This is a genomic window from Paraburkholderia aromaticivorans, assembly GCF_002278075.1.
GTDB lineage: Bacteria > Pseudomonadota > Gammaproteobacteria > Burkholderiales > Burkholderiaceae > Paraburkholderia > Paraburkholderia aromaticivorans.
Genome location: NZ_CP022994.1, coordinates 15,014 through 31,974, shown reverse-complemented (window position 1 = coordinate 31,974; position 16,961 = coordinate 15,014). Strand labels below are relative to the sequence as shown.

Genomic DNA, 16,961 nt, shown 5'->3' with positions numbered 1-16,961 from the left:
AAACTCGATGACATGAAAACGCGCCCCACGAGCCCGTCCGCCGCCGACATCCCGACCGACTTTCCTGATGCTGATGCACTGGCAGCGCTGCGTGCCTGGTACGAGGGCGCATCCTCGCGTGAGGCGGCACACCGGTACATGCAAGATCGGCTCAGCCACAGCCAGTCAGCCCGCGGCGTCATCGGCCAGATCCGCCGGCAACTGGCACTTTATGCCCGTAACCGACAGCGGGCAGATCTGGCCACGCTGTTCGAATGCCCGGCCCAAAAGCGTATGCATCATGCGCGCGCCACCACGCAGGCTGTCGAGCTACTGCGCATCATGCCTGCGCCAGCTCCGCAGATCGGCGACGACATTGCGCACTGGCTGCCGAATCGCGCTGCCCGCACCCTGCACGCGGCCGGCATCCGGACCCTGGCCGATCTCACGGTACGGATTCCGCGTCGCCGGCAGTGGTGGACCGTCATTCCGGGTCTCGGGCCGGCCAGTGCAAGAAGGATCGAGGCCTTCTTTGCCGCGTACCCGGCGCTCACGGAGCGGGCCCGCGCACTGATCATCGCGGATCGGCAGTCAGTCGTGACGCCTTGGGAGCAACTACGGCTACCGCACGAGATCGACGGATCCGCCGGCGCCTTCCGCGCACCGGTGTCGGCCTGCATCCTCGGCGTCGACAACGATTACGACGCTATCCAGGCATGGCTCGCGTTGCACGAATCCCCGGCCACGCAGCGGGCCTACCGCAAGGAAGCCGAACGGCTGATTCTCTGGGGCATCGTTGCTCGCGGCAAGGCGCTGTCTTCGCTGACCACCCGGGATGCCACCGACTACAGGGCGTTTCTGCGCAGACCTACACCGCGAGAACGCTGGGTCGGGCCACCGCGGCCGCGCACATCAACGGACTGGCGCCCGTTTGTCGACAACCTCTCGGCCCGTTCGATTGCGCATGCGCTTGCCGTGCTCAGCGCCATGTTCCGCTGGCTGGTCGAGCAGCGCTACGTCGTGGCCAACCCATTCTCCGGCATCAAGGTACGCGGCAGCAAGCGCGCCATGGCTCTTGAAACCTCGCACGCTTTCACCGAAGGAGAATGGATGCTGACGCGCACCATCGCCAACGGGCTCGAGTGGTCGTACGGCTGGCAGGCGCCCGCTGCGCAACGGTTGCGGTTCATGCTGGATTTCGGCTACGCAACGGGACTGCGGATCAGCGAACTGGCTGACGCCACACTGCGCAGCATCGAAGTCGACGCAGCCGGTGATCACTGGCTGCACGTGGTCGGCAAGGGCGGCAAGCCAGCCCGCGTTACCCTGACACCCCTAGCGCGCACAGCGCTGGACCGATATCTGCAGGAGCGGGGGCTTCCTGTCAGCCGTGCTCACTGGAATCCGACCACGTCCCTGATTGGCAGCCTTGACGACGCCGATGCCGGCATCAAGCCCTTGCGGCTGTGGGAAGTCATGCGCCGGTTTTTTCGGCTCGTCGCGCAGATTATCAAGAACGACCATCCGGTGCTGGCTGAAAAGCTGCATCGGGCCTCTCCGCACTGGATGCGGCACACCCATGCGACCCACGCGATCGCCAGAGGGGTTGAGCTGAGCGCCGTACGAGATAACCTGCGTCACGCGTCGATTTCGACCACGTCGATTTACTTGCATACCGACGATGTAAAGCGGGCACGGCAGTTCGGGCAGGCATTTACCGACTGAGTTACTCGCTCGGCACGTCAGGCAACAAACCGATTGACGTTCACAATGTGGAATGACGGAATTTTCTGGGGTTCCGGCGTAGAACCCCAACCTGCGCCACGCCTCTATCGCAACGACCTCGATCTACCTGCTAAGCGACGAGGCTAAACGCTCCCGCCAGATGGACGAAGCGTTCGCCGCGCCGTAGCCCACGCCCTTTCCGACAGGGCGTCGCCGGCTAAACGTGCTTTATTTTCCGTTTTCTCAAGCGACCCCTTCGAGATCCTGTTCCCCGACGTCGACGACAAGGAGTAGGGCAGATCCACGCGCGAGGCACCAAGAGAAAAGGCCGGGAAATCCCCGGCCTTTTTCGTATATCGCCGTCGCCTTCACGCCGGCCGCGGTGCGCTGCTACGCCGCGCGCGAGTCTCCTGCAGGCGCTGCATCTGTTCGTTGGCCAGCCGCGAACGCGGCGTCATACCGAGCTGCGCGTCGATCGCGTCGCATGCTGCCTGGAAGCTGCCGTAAGTGCCCTTAAGCACCTTGTCACCATCCTTCGGCGCCGACGGAATACCGCTGCCGTAGGTCGTGTGGGTCTTCGCCATGACCTGATACACGTTGTAGCGGTCGACGACACCATCACCCTCGTGCTGGATGTCGAGGCGCTTGGCCGTGACTTCGCGCCCTGGATCGCCGCGATCGTTCGGCACGTTCGCGCGCGCAACGTGGTCGTACTCGCGCGATCGGAAGACGGTCTTGCCGACGACGACGTGTTCCTGCATTCGCGGATCGCTATCGGCCGGCGTAACGGGCTGGCACTCGACCATGAACACACGGTTCATGGTCGGATCTTCGAAGGGCGGCTTGCTGCCTGGCCCTTCGTGTTGTGCGAGTTGCGCGGCCACCTGGCGCGCGAGCTGCGCCACGTCGCGATCGACGCGATGATTGTCGACCGCTTGGATGATTGCCTTGTACTCGCTGCCCGTCAGGCGATGCCGTCGCTTTTCGTGGATGTCCTGCAGCAACTCTTGGCATTGCTCGAGCGAAAGCGTCAGCACGCTATTCATCGCTTCACCCCCCGAGTCGCGACCTGTCGTAGTTGCACGCGAAGCATAGAGCTCACCAGCTCGGCGATGACGGCAATCGCGGCCGATGCGATGAGTGGCTTCGTCGTCCACTGCGCGATGCTGTCATCCATGCTGAGACCCTTCGTGTGCAGCACGATGCTGCTCACGACAGCAAGGGCAAGCACGAAGACGACACCGATTTTCCCGAGGCGGGAAAGTCGGTTCAGGAAGACGATCGTCTGGTTGAGCAGCAACTGGTTCATCAGGCTCTCCATTAGCTCGCGCTATCGAATTCCCCGCGCCGATAGACGCAATTTTACATAATAAAGATTATCGGTATTTTTGTAAGTTGTTGATTTTGCTGGAAATTTCAGGTTTTAGCCGCCGCTCGAACGATCTTTGGTGCATATCCGGACAACTGCTTGATGAGCGGATGCTCGGCTTCGAATCGGTCGATGGCTTTCAACGTCTCGCGGCGTTTTTCGAGCGCCGTATTCATCGGAGCGTTTTGCTGGGTGACGACTTCCTCGCCATGTTTCTCGACTCGGGCGTCGTAGCCCAAGCCTCGATCTGGCAGCGCATCTTGCGAGCCTCGAAGTTCAGCAAATGCGGCCGCATCTTCATCGTAGAGTTGTCGGTGCCGCGCGATGAGACTCTGACGTTCTTCCGCCGAATAGAACGTCTTCAAAAGCTGCAGTGCGGAGAGCGTTTCCAGAGATCTGGCGATGCTCCTCAGTTGCTCCAAAGTTTGATCGGTTTCCTTCGTATTCATCGATGGCCCTTGCTGTTCAATTACACGAAATCCCCACCCATCCCCCGCCTTCCCGCTCTGCGGGAAGGAGCGAGTCGCCCTCTGTCGTCAAGGGTGCGGGGGTAAGCCCCAACCCCCACACCCTTGCCTGGAGCGTCTACACCGGCACGCCAGCCCGTCAAGGGCCGCTGCGCTGCCGTCCTCACCCGTTCGGTGCTCGACCTGGCCTGCGGCCAGCTCTGCGCTCCGCTGCGGCTTCCGGGCGTCCCCTTGACCGTCTGCCATGCCCACAAATCAAACGCAAATACATACATACGTAATTGCGTACACTAATCCGGCAATCGACACCCTTTCCGCTGCTGGATATCTCGATCGCTCGGCCTCGAGGAGGCATCGAAGCGGAACGTCCCATCGTCGTACAGCTCAAGCCAACCCCACACGCATTCAAGCTCGGATTGACCTGGTTGCGGAGGCTTTTCCCACCACGGTTCGCGACTCATCAGTGCCGGCATGGCCATCTCCCTCACCTGCAGGTGTCGTTCGAGATCCCGCCGTCCGGGTTCGTGTCGACGCACACGGCGTTGCCTGTCGCGACGACGAAGTAGCGCGCGATGCCGGTCTGCGTGGCCACAACCACCGCCGCGGCCGCCAGAAGCAGCCACAGCAGGCCCAAACCGATATTTCGCACTGCCTTGCCGCCCGAGCGTGCCTTCATCGCCGTGTCCCCTGCGTGTTAAAGATCGAAGCTGGCCAGCGGCGCCTTGGTCTGCGCATTCACCAGCTCGAGGTGCGCACGCGAGACGACGGCGAGCGCCGTGCCGTTCTCCGCGCGCGGCACGTACAGATACAGCGTGCCCTGCAGAGCGAGCGCGTTCTGAACGCGTGCCGCCTCAATGAGTTTCGCCTGCGCCTCATCGGAGACGGGCAAGCTGCACGGGAAATCCGACGGCAAAATTCGCAGCGTCGCGCCTTGCTGATTCCGCAGAATCCCTGCCCAGCAATACTGGCCGTAGCTCGTCAGCGGGAAACTCTTCGTGTTGAAGTCGTACTGGCTCACAGTGACGTTCGTCAGACCCAGCGGCTTCTGCGAATACCCGGACACCGGCAGCGCGTAGTAGTCGTGCTTCCGGTATTCGTCCATTGCGGCATTGATGCGCGGCAACTCGGTCGCGGCGAGATCCTTCTTCTTGAAGGCGTCGGTCTCGTTGTAGTACGAGGGCGACAGGCGGTTGAGCTTGTCTTCATCGCTCACTGCACCCTGCGTCTTCGCCGAAACGATATACGTCAGTGCCATGCCTGCCGGTTCACCGTTCAGATCGACATAGCTCGCCACCGGCACGCTGCGGTCCGGCTTCGGTAGCGTCGGCACCTGCGCGGCGGCCGGCGCCGGCGCTGGATCAGGCAGCTTCGGACTGTTCAGCAGCGACGCGGGCGACGCATTGGTCTGCCCCGCGCTGGCCTGCACCGAATCTTTCTTGCCATCGCACCCGGCGAGTACAAGGCCAACGGCCAACAGCATCGCACCAGCTTTCAAAGTCATCCATCAGTCTCCATGCAAAAATGGGCATGGTCGCCTCACAGCAACACATGCCCACAGGTTTGCCTATACGGCCTGCTCTCAGCCGAAAATCGTGACGAGGTTCGCCTTGCACTCGTCGGCTTTCCGACGGTCGATACGCACACCCACAACCGGCAACGCGGGCACACGCGTCAGCAGCTTCAGCAGCGCCGGTTTGTTCTTCTCGACGTCCAGCTCCCATGCGTTCACGTTGTCGAAGTCCACGAGCGTCTCGGTGCCGTCGTTGACATCGACGTAGAGCGCTTTGCGCGTCTTCGGATCGAAGCCGACGTAGCGGTTGTAGATCACCGACACGACCTCCCACTGCGGCGCGAAGCCCTTCGCCTTGAAATTGGCGACGCGGGCGAGCACGCGGCCGCGCAGGAAATTCGGCAACGTCTTCAGCAGCAGGTAGCCGAGCACGAAATAGCCGAGGCAGCCAACCAGCAGCGGCACCGACACCTCGAGATCCTTGCCGGCATGGTTGGCCACGATGAAGAAAAGCGGCACAGCCAGCACCAGGCCAAGCAGGTAGAACGGGCGGAGCACATACCAGATGATGTTCATTTTGGTCCTCCTTAGTATGCCGCGATTTTGTATCACGTCTTGCATACGGAATTTCTACAAGGTCATTCTAGCATGAGCTATTGACAAGGGCCAGCACTATTGATAAGGGGCCGACTCCTGCGAGCCAGCCCCCATTCACATCACGCCTTGATGCCGTCGCCCGGCTTGTTGCCACCGGCGCCCGGTCCTCGACCACCGCCCCCACGACCGCCCGGCATCATGTGCTCGAGCTTGTTCGAGAAGACGTTGAGCGCGTTGCGCATGCGGTCGTTGTCGTCGCGTCCCACCGTCGCCGAGGCGTGGCCACCCACCCAATTGATCACCTGGTCCGGCACGATGAAGATTAGGTTGAAGCAGCTATGCACCAGGTTCAGGCACATCGACGCGTAGATCGCGAGGAAGAAGATGATGCTGAACAGACCTGTCACGGAGTCGAACTGCGCATTGGCCACCGCGATGCCGTACAGCAGATTTAACAGCGTGCCGCCCGCGATGACGCCGGCACCGCCGAGGAAGAACCCGATCACCATCAAGATCGGACGCACCATCACGTTCAACAGGAAGATGTAACCGTGTGCGGTGCGATGACCGAGGCCATCGCCCTCACCGCCTAAGTGCGTGATCGCCCACAGCGGAGCGGCAATGATCGCCTCGCCCACCACGACGAGCCAGTTCACGGCCGCCCCGAACCAGATGATGAACGGAACCATCGGCAGATAGGTCGACAAGGTGCCGCCAAGGATGAACAGCGCAATGATCGCCATCACGATGAACGGCGACATCGCGTCAAGCACACCTTGCAAGGCGTCGCCGATCGACGACACGGCGTTAGCCACCTTCGCAAACATGCCGGCGACGCTCCACCCTTCCTTGACCTGCGCGATCGCCTTTGCGGTCACGTAGGCGCCCAGCCCCGTCTCGGCGGCCGCCATCGTGTAGTCGCCGAGATTCTTCATCTTAATGAGCGGATTGACTTGCCCGCGCCCTTCCCCGCCGGCGTTGATGTCGATCATGTAGTTGACGATCCGCTGACCAGGCGCGTTGAAGAAGCTGCCGATGATCTTGTTCGCGTCCGAGCCGGCCGCGCCCTTCGAATAGTCACCCGTGCTCGACGTGCCCAGCGTCGGCGTGTACGTCGACGTCGCTTGCTGCGCCTTGTACGCCGCCATCGAGCTCTGGTAGACCGTCAGCATGGCCGGATCGCCTTCCGACGACATGCCGTACACAGAAGCCTTTGCCGCTACCGCGTCGGAGAGCTTCGTGTTGGCCTGAGCGAACGTCTGATACCACGCGCCCAGCGTCCACCACCCGCCTTCTTTGATCGACGTGCTCAACTGGCTAGCCAGTTGAGCAATGTTGCCCTGCTTCGTCGCGGCCATGCTGCTGATGGTGTTTTCGTACTGCTGAGCCGCCGACTGGATCGCAATCTCCGCGTCGGGTAGCGCTCCGCCTCCACCATTCTGTTTCTGGATCACAGCGTTGACGAAACCCTGCGCGGATGACGTCAGGCTCGATTGCATCGCTTGCAGCGCCTGCAGGTGCGCTTGGCGAATATCCGACGTGTCGATCGTACCGCTAAACCAGTTAGTCGACTGCGACTGCGGCTGGAGATCGTTGTTGATGTCGGCACCACCGCAGACAAAGCTCGAGTTCTTCAACACGAAACCCGAGTTGGTCGGCGACTGCTGGATGTAGCCGTCCTGAGTCACCAGCGCGCCGCTCGACTCGGCCTGCGCCAAGCCGGCATTGATCGCGTGCATGCACAGGTTCGACTCGAACACGCTATGCGCGAGGTTGATCGTGCTCGGCATCACCGGCTGCACAACCATCGACTGGCCGTTCTCGAAGGCCGACACCGACGCGTCGACGCCGAGGTTGGCGATCCCGACGCCCATCAGCGAAGCACCCCACAGCATCAGCAACTGCGAGAGCGACCAGCCGTTCGCGGTCGGCACGAGCGAGGCAAGACCCCACACGATCCGAATCGGCCCCCACATCGTGTGCTTCTCGCGGTCGAACACGGCACCATCATGGGCCGTCTGCGACACCTTCTTGAACATCACGTAGCACGCGAAGAACGCGCCGACGACGAGCAGCGCCCCGTTTGCGACTTGGAAAATTCCGGCCAGAATCGTATCGCTGCCGCCGGCGCCGCCCGTAGCGAGCGGGTTGTTGACGACGTTGCCGTAGATCGATACCAGAGCTTCACGGGACTTGTCGCCCGAGCGTTGAGCGGCCTGCGTGATCTCGCCGATCGACGTAGTTTGCGCCAGTGCTGGCAGTGACAGCAGGGCCGCTATGCCGGCCATGAGGCCGGCGAAAATGCGGGAGGTCTTCATGCGCGCGACCCTCCCTTGCGGCTGAACTCGGGATCGAGCGTGACCCACCACCATCCCTTCACTTCGCGCATGAAATCACCGAGGCCGCCCTTCTCCTCTTTTGAGAGCCGGTGCGTCCGCAACTGCCACAACCGGAGTTGCGCGCCCAGCGCAACCATGAAGAACACGGGCTGGCTCGCGAGCAACGAAATTGCCCCGAGTGCGATGCCGCGGTTATGACCGAACCAGATCCCGCCCAGCATGCCGTAGAGGGCCATCAATGCGAAGAACGCTGCGGTGCCGATCGCGACGCGCTTCTTGCCGAGAAAATAGCGGTACAACTCGTCTTCGCTGAGCGCATTCTCAGAGCGCTTGCTCATCGCATCCGAGAACGAGTCGTTGCGCTGCTCCTTCGGCCCCTTGATGCCTTCGACGATCGTCTTGCGCGCGTCGTCGCCCAGCTCCTTCAGGGCGCCGAGGCTTTCCTTCGTCCGTTCGGCTTCCTTTTTCGCGAGCGCGACGGTCCGCCGCATCGCCGCGAACGGCAACAGTACGCGCCATGCGACCTTGCCCGTCGTGCGCAACGCGCTCTTCTTCTCTTCCGTAGCCATCACTGACCTCCCATACGGCCGCCAATCGCCCGGTACTTCTGCGTCAGGATCGGCTCGTATTCCTGACGCGCTAGGCTCGCGAGAATCTGACCATTGATGACGTTGCCCTTGCGCATCTCGTTTTCGACCTTGAGCAGCAGCCAGTTATTGAGCGACGAGACGCGAATTTGCTCGCGCACCAGGTTATCGCCGCTCATGGCCTGCAGATCCGTCTGGTACGCCGTGTTCGCATACCGTCGGCCGACTTCGAAGGCTTCAAACTCGCGCGCGGACATCATGCCGGTTGCCTTCGCTTGCGACGACGCCACCTGGTTGTAATACGACGCCGCCGACGGCGCCTGCAGCGCATCGGTCAGCAGATCCTTCGTCGCCGAGTTCGGCTGGCTGTCGGCAATGAGTTGATCTTGCGGATCGGAGGCTGCGGAGATGACGGAGTTGTACTGGTTCATCAGGCCCACGTATTGACCGCCCGCGACCGTGTTCGCTTCACCCTTGCGCAGTTGCGGCCCGATCGACCGACGAATCGAGTTCTGCGTGTACATACGCGCGGCATCGGTCTGCGCCTGCGAGAACGTGAGTTCCGGTGCCTTTCCGTTCGGACCAGCGCCGCTCAGCACGGAGTCGATGCGCTTGTCGGCGCCGGGCATGTTGCCGGACACCGACGGGCACGCGGGAGCGCCACCATAGGCCGAGTAGTCGTCGCTGTCGCAATACTGAGCGTGGATTTTCGCCGCGCGCGACGCGTCGATTTCCGGTGCCGGCGGTGGAGAATTGATCGCCTGCGCGATCGCGGCATTCGCGATCGACCCACCACCACCCGGCCGGATACCACCCTTCGCCGCGCCGGCGGCCGCACCGACCTGGACAGCACCGCCCGAGCCGGACTCGCTGCAGATATTGTCGGGCACTTGATAGCGTTGGCGCGCGTCCTCGACTCGGCGATTCATCTCCATGTTGACGTCGTTCTCGCGCTGCGCCCGCGCGGCGGCTTCGATCGTGCTCGCCGTCTTGCTGCCGTTCTCATTCACGGCCACGCCCAGGTTGTACAGCAGCGTGCTCACCGACGTGTTCATTGCGGAGATCGCGCCCGTGATGGTCGTGTTGGCGATGTTCACTGCGCCCACCACGCAGCCGTCGCAGATCGCGAACGCCGGCGTCGACGCCACCAGACCGCCAACCAGCGCCGCAGCGGCGAGCGGCTTCATTACGATGTTCTTCTTCATACGGCCAACTCCCGTTGCTTCCTGATGTTGCGCGTGTACGCCTCGACCAGCTTGCCCGCCAGTCGCTCGACGACGGACACGTCCTCTTTCTCCGACGATTCGGTGCGCATGTGCTCAATCGTCTCCAACGCGGTCCCCAGCGGGAAGTGCTCAGCGAGCAGCTTGCGCGCTTCGTAAGGCCCGATTCGTTTGTAAAGCCGGTTGCGCAGCGCGACGTCTTCCTGCGTCGTCGAGAACGCCCACAGCTCGATCGGACCCACGGTGTTGGTAAGGAGCTGCACGACGAAGCCGACCTTCGTCTTAAACAGCGCGAGGAAGTTGCCGCCTTCGGGGCCCGGACCGACGGCTTCGCGTTGCAGCCGTCGGATCGCTTCTTCGGAAACGTTGTAGAGCGTGCGCAGAATCGACTCGTCGGCCGCGTTGCCGCCGCGCATCACATAGACTGCCGTCGCCGCGTTGAGCAGCTCTTCCGGATAGTCGGCGAGGTACTGCGAGGCGTTGACGATACGGATACCCCACTTACGCCCTTCTCGCCCGTCCTTGATCATCGTCTGCACGAACGCCTGCTGACCGCCAGTGTTATGCACTTCGTCGTAAGCGATGGTCTTCTGCTCGTCTTGAACGTCCGCTACCCGCTTCAGGTGATAGTCCTGATACATCTCGGGGATCACGGGCAAAACCACTTCCTCGCGGAGGAAATAGTTCTTTGCTGCCATCTGCCGCGCGAACATGTACATGGCGGCGGTACGAAGCATGCCCTCGGGCGTTTTCCCGCCAATCACGTCGTTCAGGTCGATCGAAATGACGCGCGTCTCGCTGTTCAGCTCGAAGCGCGTGCGGCCGGCGAAAAGCGCGTAGTTCGACGTCGCCACCGAGAAGCAACGGTACATGTATTTGAGCAGCGGCTCGTTAGTGCCTTCGACCCTAGCGTCGCCGAACAGGTCGCGGATCGACTCGTCGTTCAGATATGCGCTGAAATCCTGCAGCACAGGAACGGCTTGGCGCTGCGCGAGCGAAGCCTCGCGCACGTAGCCAGCCTTGAACAGCATATCGGTCACTTCCCACCACTTCGCGACCGACCACCACTCTTCCGAATACTGTTCCTTCAGGCCCGACGACTCGAGCACATCGTCGACCGTCCGGTCGATATGCGGCTCGTACATGTGCGGGTTCTTCGTCGCACGATCCTCGTAGGCAATCCGTAGCAGCATCTCGTTCACCTGCGAGCAACCCGCAGGCGCTTTCTTGGTGCCGGGATCGGTACAGAACAGCGTCATCAGATCGACGAGGAATTCGGTCTCGCGCGACGTCGGCGAGCGCGCGCCGAGCTGCGTGTCATACGGATTGGTCGCATAGTCGACCGAGTTCTGCAGGCGAAGATACACAGCCTCGCTTTTGCGATGCTCCGGCAACGAATCCTTGATCAACTGGATAAGGCCGGACGAAGACGGGCCGACATCGATAATGGTCATCAACGGCAGGCGAACGTTGCCGGCGCGGTGAACCGTCGCGCTGTTCATCGAGTTCATGAGAACCGACTTACCGCTGCCCGGAGGCGCACTGATAAGCTCGATCCACGTGTCCTGCAGGCGACTGCCCAACTGGATCGGATAGATTTTCCCGTCGGGCGTGCGAACAATCAACGAACCGCCGTCGCCCCACGGCGTCGCCGGCCGCTGCAACGGCAAGAGATACAGCGCATCGGGCAGCGGCGGCACCATGCGGTTCGCGATGTTCTTCGTCGTAAAGCCCGGAATGGTGGACGCCCACGCAGCCAGCGGATCGCCGTGTACCGACGTCACTTGGCAGATGCCCCACGACTGAATCGACTTCTCGAGCGCTGCCATTCGGCGCTTCGTTTCGCGCTCGGAAGGCGACCAGGTGGACACGGCGAATTTCATTGAGCAGATCGCGTCTTCCTTCGATCGCTCGTTCAGGTCGATAAACGACTGTCGGATCTGGCGGTTGCTGGGCAGCATGCCCACGAACGCGACCATCATTTGCCGAGCCCGCATCTCATTGAGGCCACCGGGATTCAGATCGACGCGAACGCGCCACGGGATTTCGCGGTCGATCGAAGCGAACAGCGACGAAAACGGCTGCGGTTCCTGCGGCCCGAGCTCCATCGACATGTTGCCGTGCCAGAGGTCGTCCGTCTTGATGATCTCGCGATGGTTCGTCACGTCGTTCGTGCAAACCTGATAGTTGACCGGCGGCGCCGAGAGGTCCGAGTGATCGTGCTTGTCTTCCCGGCCACGCGGGATAAAGCGATCGCCGGGAAGCACCGGTCGAAACTTCTGCGAGGTCCGTTCGCGATTGACCATGATCCGCACGCGCTTGATCGCTTCGTGCGCGCTGATCGGCCGGAGCATGATGCCCGGCCGCCCTTCCGAGCCGCTGCGCTCGAAGTCATGACGCACGCGATCCACCATCGTGTCGTGACGATATTTCATCGCCATTATCACTGACGCGGGATTCTGACCGAATTCGATGCGCGGCAGATTGTGTTTCTGCGCATCCACCGACCGTTCCTTGAGTTCCCGCTTCATCTCCTCGGGGCTCATGACGTTCATGTGCGTGTACACGATCATCAGGTTCTGTTCCCACGCGACGAGCGGAGCATTACGCCGCACGCGGTCCAGAATGATGTCCTCCGACTTCAGGCCGATACGCCGAGCCGCATTGATCTGCGGCTCGGCAAGACGCATCAGCTCGTCAAGCGATCGATCGGGATCTCGCTCGAAACCGAACGTGATCGAGTGGCCGTAGCGCTTCATATAGCCGTTCATCTTCACGCGCAGGTTGTCGATCATCTTCCCGAAGTCTTGATCCGACAGGATCTGATACGTGCCCTGCACGTCGAACGCGGTCAGCAGCGCGAGCTTGTTGTCGACGACGATGTACGGGTCTTTCAGGCCCGGGTGCCGCTTGATGTCTTCTTCCGTCAGGCCCACGGCCGTCGCCAGCTCGCAGTATCCGGCGAAGTCCTTGCCGATCCAGTAACGCGCGAGATAAGCGAGCGTGTCCTCGATCGCGGTTACACCCTTGTCCAGAAAGCCCATGTTCGTTCCTTTTATGCAGGCGCGTTCATAACGTCGTGATACACCTGGCCCCACTTGCCGACCGGCAACGTACCGTAAGATTCGCGCGCCCACGTCGCAGCGACTTGCGTGTACGGGCCAGGATTGAAAACTACGGCGAGGTCTTGAAAGACGACCTCGCGCTTTTCCCGGTCCTCCTCCTCGAGGCGAACGATCGCCTCGGCGAACACAGCCGGGTCACTCGTGCCCCAAGCGTCCTTCGCGTAGTCGCGATGCGAAGCCATCCAGTTCAGCAGCTTCTTCGCATCCTCCCGCACGACAGGATCGTCCGACTGCATCGCAACGATGATCGTGCGCTGGAGATGGTTCGCATCTTGCCCACTCAGTCCCGGCAGATAGGCGATCACGGCGTTGCCTTCGCCGAGTTCGCCGAGATGGTTCCAGCCGTGGCACAGATGATCCGCGGCGCGCAGGTTCTCTGCTCGCACGTCGCGATGGTTGTCGCTCAGGTTGTGAACCTGGTTCTGCGACGAATAGAAGCCGCAGAACATGCAACGGTGCCCGTCGGCGACGAGCGTTTTGCGGCGTAGATCCTGCTGCTCGAATTCGGGTTCCGTCGGCTCGACCGCGCTCGGGTGCTTGTCGCCCCAAACGCGGCTTTTCGTCGAAAAGAGCAGAGCCGGGTGCGCCGCCTTCTCGAAGTTGCTGCCCAAGCTTGGCTTAGGCTGCACCTTGTCGAGCTCGACGTCGGCCGGGTCGTGAATATCGGTTCGGTCTGTCGTCATCGCTAAGTAGAGGCGGTCGGTTGACCGCCCTCCCCCGTATGAGAGCGGTTACTGCGGCAGGGCGCCTTGCGACGAGCTCTGGATACCTACCGTTTCGCCGGCCTTGATCATCACGAAGCCGGTCGCGCCGAGAGCGGCACCCGCCAAGATCGGAACAAAAATCTGGCCGCCCTTGATCTGGCTATGCTCGCCTTCCTTACCCTTGCGCCACCAGTTGTAGCCGCCGTAGCCTGCCCCGCCGAACCCAACGGCGGCGAAGAGCTTGCCGAGGTTGGTCTTGATTGAATCGCCCTGTTGGGCGGCTGAGTCGACCATCCCGGCAATACCATTGGTGGCCTGAGCGTGTGCCGCAGTCGCGACGAACAGACCCGTAAAGGTCATCGCGGCGCTTGCCATCATGATGCGACGCTCGCGCGGCGTCCGCGATTCCACATAGTCCGCGCACTTTGCCGTCGCGCTAATGTGCGCTTTACGCCCGAGGTCTCCGAGCCACTCGATGGGCTTGAGCATTACCTTTTTCATACATCTTCTCCTATCAAGGTGGAACTACCAGTAGAGGCCGAAAGATTGCCGGAACGCCTCGATAACATCCGGGATCTGAACCAGCATCGCCCCGCCCACCATGTGAGTGAGGGCACGCCAGACAGAATCGTCAGCACCGTGTGACGACTGCCCGTCCATCGATGCTTTTTTCAGAATGACGACGCCACGAAAGAAGAAGACGCCGCCCGCCACACTCGCGATCGTTAGGACTGCATTGATCGCGTCCGCAAAGCGACCGAAATCGGCCGCCCCACTGTACGAAATCGGCCCGTAGCTCACTGAGCCGGTGCCGAACGAATTCCACGTCGCGTTGATGAACTGCGACAGGTTCAACAGCAGGCCGCCGATCAGGATGATCGGCAGAATGTCACCGATCGTGACCGGAGACTGGCCCGGCAGTCGCGACGCGCGCTGCATACGCAGCAGCGAGTTCCCGACGTACAGGATGCCGACCACTACGCCGAGCACCCAAAGGAATCGCCACATCGCCACCGAAAAATCGCTGGCGAAGTGGACGACCATCTGAGCCAGATCCATAGCGTCGCGCTCCTATCGAATGGTGCCGAGCGACGTCACAACCTGACGCGTCGAGGCATCGACACGAACGATGCGCATGCCATCGATGACATCGCCAGCTTGGACGACATAGGTGCGCTCGGCATTCTGAATCCATGCCTGGTCGCGGTAGACCGTGTTGAGCGTGAAGTCACCCGGTTTCGTCGTTCCGGCGCCAATACGCGTCGTCGCCGTCGGCGTGGTGCTTACATACCGACGCGGTGAGGTCGAAACGTGACGCACCCGATGCCTCGGCTTGCTGACGCTCGTGCTCGCGGTCGCGATCGGAGCAGGACACTTCGCCGCTTGCGCTTCGGCCGTGGCGAGCTTGCTCTGCAGATCGTCAACCTTCGCCTGCAACTCGGTTTCCTTCGCTGTCGGTTGCGATGCTTGCGTGCTGGTCGCGCTCGCACCACCCGGCGCTGACGCAGCGGTTACCGTCGCCGCAGATGCACCGCTTGCCGGAGCCACCGCAGTCACGTCGCTCGCCGGGGCTGCTGTCGCGGCCGTGACGCTCGAGGCCGCGACTGCCGGCGATGTGGCGGGCTGATTCACGACGGGCTGATACTGTTGAGCCCGGCTTGCATCGCTCATTGCCTGATCGGGGTTGAGCATGCGCGCGGTCGTCGATTTGTCCGAAGACGATCCGCTGAATACATACGGCCAGCCGATCCACGCCGCTGCGACGACAGCGCAGGCGATCGCGAAATGCACCGGGCCGAGCTTCGACACGAAACTCGGCAGCGTGGAAGCCTTCGGCTGCGCTGCACTGGCTTGCGTTTTTCCTGATTCGCTCGCGTTCTTCGCATCCGGCTTCATGTTGAAAATGTCTACGCCGGAATCCGGCTGCTTATCCTTGCCTGTCGGGTCGCTCATGTCGGGCACCTTTTCGTATCGTGTCTATTATACGGAATTATTGCTGAGGATAGTAGCCCGATCCCGGCGGCTGGTAATAGCTCGGAGGCGTGTACCCAGGCATGTTGTACGGCGTATTGCTGTAGCCGCCGTAGCCGCTCGGAGCCACGGGAGAAACGTTCAGCTTGGGCGGTTGCGATGCCGGCTGACCCACGGCGCTGAGCGGATCGGTTCCGGGAGCCATCGGCTGGCGAGGTTGGGTCGGTCCCGTCGCACCAGCGGCAACGTCGTCGCTCGCGAGCACCGGGCCGATGAACTGAATCCAGATAGGCGTGTCCTTCGGGATAAGAACCTGCTTCACTGGCATGTTCGCCGCATCGTTGGCCAGCACCTGCCCCGCTTGCTGGCCCATACCGCCCGCAATCGTTCCACCGACAGCGCTCCAGCTTGGCGTCGACGGATAGGTCTGGATGACACCGCCTTGCGGCGTGATGATGTTCTGCGCGGCCGCCTGCTCAAAGAGTTGACCAGTTCGCCCAATGCCCATCGCGATGGCAGGGATGATGATGCGCGAGAAGTAACGGTTGTTGACGTCGCCCGACAACGCCGTGCGCATCGTCGTTTGATCCATAGCCTTCGCGGTCACCTTGTACGAGTGGCCCTGCCACTGCATGTACGAGAACGTCATGTCGACCGAGTTGGTGATTCGCTTGTAGCCCATCGCGAACAGCACCGCACCGGCGTACTGACCGTTCGGGATATACGCCCGCACGACCGAATTCTCATCCGTATCGATAGCCGTCTGGAGCATGGCAGGGATAAGAGCGAAGTCCTCGACGACCTTCACTTTCGCTGCGGCCGCCGCGGCGGCCTGTTGCACCTGGGCCGGCGTGTCCGACTCGTGCATCAGCGACTTCGCGTAATCAGCGCTGTCCGTCGAAACGCGCGCAGTGCTATGCGGCACCGGCGCCCAGTTCGCCATCAACCCCTGCATCTGGTCACTGACTTCCTTCTGACGCTGCTGGTCCTGCTGCGGGTTCTGTTGCTGGGCCGGCTGCTGGTAGTAGACGACCTGCTGCGCTTGAGGCTGGGCCTGCGGCGCACTCGCGGGCTGATCCGGTACGTTGTTCGTACGACTCGACAGCACTGACAGATACGACTGCCCGTTCTGCTCGGCATCGGTCGCCTTGGTGCGGTTGTATTTGTCGAGAACCTGCGAATACTGCTCGCTTTCTTTGGTCGGTGTGCCGCGCCCTTGCGTTTGCACCGCGCTGATCTGCGACTGCTTGCGCGAGCTGTCGGCGAAGTAGGTCGCGGCGATATAGCCGACAACCGCGATCGTCACGATGACCCCGATCGCGACGATTTTGCTTTGGCGCCCGACGTCCGATTGTGTACTCATGC

The 16,961-nt window shown here is 61.8% G+C and carries 16 protein-coding genes; 1 reads left to right on the top strand and 15 read right to left on the bottom strand.

Annotated elements, in window-relative coordinates; genetic code table 11:
- The first annotated feature begins 12 nt into the window (after nucleotides 1-12).
- Nucleotides 13-1,704: a site-specific integrase gene (locus tag CJU94_RS39770; protein WP_007180429.1), complete on the top strand. Its 1,692-nt coding sequence runs from the start codon at nucleotides 13-15 to the stop codon at nucleotides 1,702-1,704.
- A 368-nt stretch (nucleotides 1,705-2,072) separates the two neighbouring features.
- Here CJU94_RS39770 and CJU94_RS39765 read toward each other — a convergent pair whose 3' ends face one another.
- The 15 genes from CJU94_RS39765 to traO form a co-directional block, all read right to left on the bottom strand.
- Complete coding sequence (locus tag CJU94_RS39765; RefSeq protein WP_007182995.1) at nucleotides 2,073-2,750, bottom strand: hypothetical protein; 678 nt, start codon at nucleotides 2,748-2,750, stop codon at nucleotides 2,073-2,075.
- Nucleotides 2,747-3,013 carry a hypothetical protein gene (locus CJU94_RS39760; RefSeq protein ID WP_007182996.1) on the bottom strand — a complete coding sequence of 89 codons (267 nt, stop codon included), beginning with the start codon at nucleotides 3,011-3,013 and terminating at the stop codon, nucleotides 2,747-2,749. The genes CJU94_RS39765 and CJU94_RS39760 overlap by 4 nt, the downstream gene beginning before the upstream one ends.
- Nucleotides 3,014-3,120: 107 nt before the next feature.
- Nucleotides 3,121-3,522 (bottom strand): hypothetical protein, encoded by a 402-nt coding sequence (locus CJU94_RS39755; RefSeq protein ID WP_028229513.1) that lies wholly within the window; start codon nucleotides 3,520-3,522, stop codon nucleotides 3,121-3,123.
- Nucleotides 3,523-4,024: 502 nt separating this feature from the next.
- Entirely contained in the window at nucleotides 4,025-4,216 is a 192-nt protein-coding gene (locus tag CJU94_RS39745) for a hypothetical protein (RefSeq protein ID WP_007183110.1), read from the bottom strand.
- 18 nt (nucleotides 4,217-4,234) lie between these two features.
- Nucleotides 4,235-5,041: a hypothetical protein gene (locus CJU94_RS39740; protein WP_007183109.1), complete on the bottom strand. Its 807-nt coding sequence runs from the start codon at nucleotides 5,039-5,041 to the stop codon at nucleotides 4,235-4,237.
- Between the two features lie 78 nt (nucleotides 5,042-5,119).
- The gene (locus CJU94_RS39735; protein ID WP_007183108.1) at nucleotides 5,120-5,626 is read right to left on the bottom strand and encodes a hypothetical protein; all 507 of its coding nucleotides are present in this window, start codon (nucleotides 5,624-5,626) and stop codon (nucleotides 5,120-5,122) included.
- A 140-nt stretch (nucleotides 5,627-5,766) separates the two neighbouring features.
- On the bottom strand, nucleotides 5,767-7,965 hold the full coding sequence (locus CJU94_RS39730) for a DotA/TraY family protein (RefSeq protein WP_007183107.1): 2,199 nt from the start codon (nucleotides 7,963-7,965) through the stop codon (nucleotides 5,767-5,769).
- Nucleotides 7,962-8,555 (bottom strand): hypothetical protein, encoded by a 594-nt coding sequence (locus CJU94_RS39725; protein WP_007183106.1) that lies wholly within the window; start codon nucleotides 8,553-8,555, stop codon nucleotides 7,962-7,964. The genes CJU94_RS39730 and CJU94_RS39725 overlap by 4 nt, the downstream gene beginning before the upstream one ends.
- The gene (gene traW, locus CJU94_RS39720; protein ID WP_007183105.1) at nucleotides 8,555-9,778 is read right to left on the bottom strand and encodes a conjugal transfer protein TraW; all 1,224 of its coding nucleotides are present in this window, start codon (nucleotides 9,776-9,778) and stop codon (nucleotides 8,555-8,557) included. The genes CJU94_RS39725 and traW overlap by 1 nt, the downstream gene beginning before the upstream one ends.
- On the bottom strand, nucleotides 9,775-12,840 hold the full coding sequence (locus tag CJU94_RS39715) for a hypothetical protein (RefSeq protein ID WP_007183104.1): 3,066 nt from the start codon (nucleotides 12,838-12,840) through the stop codon (nucleotides 9,775-9,777). The genes traW and CJU94_RS39715 overlap by 4 nt, the downstream gene beginning before the upstream one ends.
- A gap of 11 nt (nucleotides 12,841-12,851) precedes the next feature.
- The gene (locus CJU94_RS39710; RefSeq protein WP_007183103.1) at nucleotides 12,852-13,604 is read right to left on the bottom strand and encodes a hypothetical protein; all 753 of its coding nucleotides are present in this window, start codon (nucleotides 13,602-13,604) and stop codon (nucleotides 12,852-12,854) included.
- Between the two features lie 48 nt (nucleotides 13,605-13,652).
- On the bottom strand, nucleotides 13,653-14,114 hold the full coding sequence (locus CJU94_RS39705) for a DUF6750 family protein (RefSeq protein ID WP_232292955.1): 462 nt from the start codon (nucleotides 14,112-14,114) through the stop codon (nucleotides 13,653-13,655).
- 36 nt (nucleotides 14,115-14,150) lie between these two features.
- Nucleotides 14,151-14,684 (bottom strand): conjugal transfer protein TraQ, encoded by a 534-nt coding sequence (gene traQ, locus CJU94_RS39700; protein WP_007183101.1) that lies wholly within the window; start codon nucleotides 14,682-14,684, stop codon nucleotides 14,151-14,153.
- A 12-nt stretch (nucleotides 14,685-14,696) separates the two neighbouring features.
- The gene (locus tag CJU94_RS39695; protein WP_007183100.1) at nucleotides 14,697-15,578 is read right to left on the bottom strand and encodes a hypothetical protein; all 882 of its coding nucleotides are present in this window, start codon (nucleotides 15,576-15,578) and stop codon (nucleotides 14,697-14,699) included.
- 37 nt (nucleotides 15,579-15,615) lie between these two features.
- On the bottom strand, nucleotides 15,616-16,959 hold the full coding sequence (gene traO / locus CJU94_RS39690; RefSeq protein WP_007183099.1) for a conjugal transfer protein TraO: 1,344 nt from the start codon (nucleotides 16,957-16,959) through the stop codon (nucleotides 15,616-15,618).
- Nucleotides 16,960-16,961 lie beyond the last annotated feature (2 nt).

Coding starts and splice junctions, on each gene's coding strand:
- CJU94_RS39770 (WP_007180429.1), top strand. CDS start 13: ATGAAAACGCGCCCCACGAGCCCGTCCGCCGCCGACATCCCGACCGAC.
- CJU94_RS39765 (WP_007182995.1), bottom strand. CDS start 2,750: ATGAATAGCGTGCTGACGCTTTCGCTCGAGCAATGCCAAGAGTTGCTG.
- CJU94_RS39760 (WP_007182996.1), bottom strand. CDS start 3,013: ATGAACCAGTTGCTGCTCAACCAGACGATCGTCTTCCTGAACCGACTT.
- CJU94_RS39755 (WP_028229513.1), bottom strand. CDS start 3,522: ATGAATACGAAGGAAACCGATCAAACTTTGGAGCAACTGAGGAGCATC.
- CJU94_RS39745 (WP_007183110.1), bottom strand. CDS start 4,216: ATGAAGGCACGCTCGGGCGGCAAGGCAGTGCGAAATATCGGTTTGGGC.
- CJU94_RS39740 (WP_007183109.1), bottom strand. CDS start 5,041: ATGACTTTGAAAGCTGGTGCGATGCTGTTGGCCGTTGGCCTTGTACTC.
- CJU94_RS39735 (WP_007183108.1), bottom strand. CDS start 5,626: ATGAACATCATCTGGTATGTGCTCCGCCCGTTCTACCTGCTTGGCCTG.
- CJU94_RS39730 (WP_007183107.1), bottom strand. CDS start 7,965: ATGAAGACCTCCCGCATTTTCGCCGGCCTCATGGCCGGCATAGCGGCC.
- CJU94_RS39725 (WP_007183106.1), bottom strand. CDS start 8,555: ATGGCTACGGAAGAGAAGAAGAGCGCGTTGCGCACGACGGGCAAGGTC.
- traW (WP_007183105.1), bottom strand. CDS start 9,778: ATGAAGAAGAACATCGTAATGAAGCCGCTCGCCGCTGCGGCGCTGGTT.
- CJU94_RS39715 (WP_007183104.1), bottom strand. CDS start 12,840: ATGGGCTTTCTGGACAAGGGTGTAACCGCGATCGAGGACACGCTCGCT.
- CJU94_RS39710 (WP_007183103.1), bottom strand. CDS start 13,604: ATGACGACAGACCGAACCGATATTCACGACCCGGCCGACGTCGAGCTC.
- CJU94_RS39705 (WP_232292955.1), bottom strand. CDS start 14,114: ATGCTCAAGCCCATCGAGTGGCTCGGAGACCTCGGGCGTAAAGCGCAC.
- traQ (WP_007183101.1), bottom strand. CDS start 14,684: ATGGATCTGGCTCAGATGGTCGTCCACTTCGCCAGCGATTTTTCGGTG.
- CJU94_RS39695 (WP_007183100.1), bottom strand. CDS start 15,578: ATGAGCGACCCGACAGGCAAGGATAAGCAGCCGGATTCCGGCGTAGAC.
- traO (WP_007183099.1), bottom strand. CDS start 16,959: ATGAGTACACAATCGGACGTCGGGCGCCAAAGCAAAATCGTCGCGATC.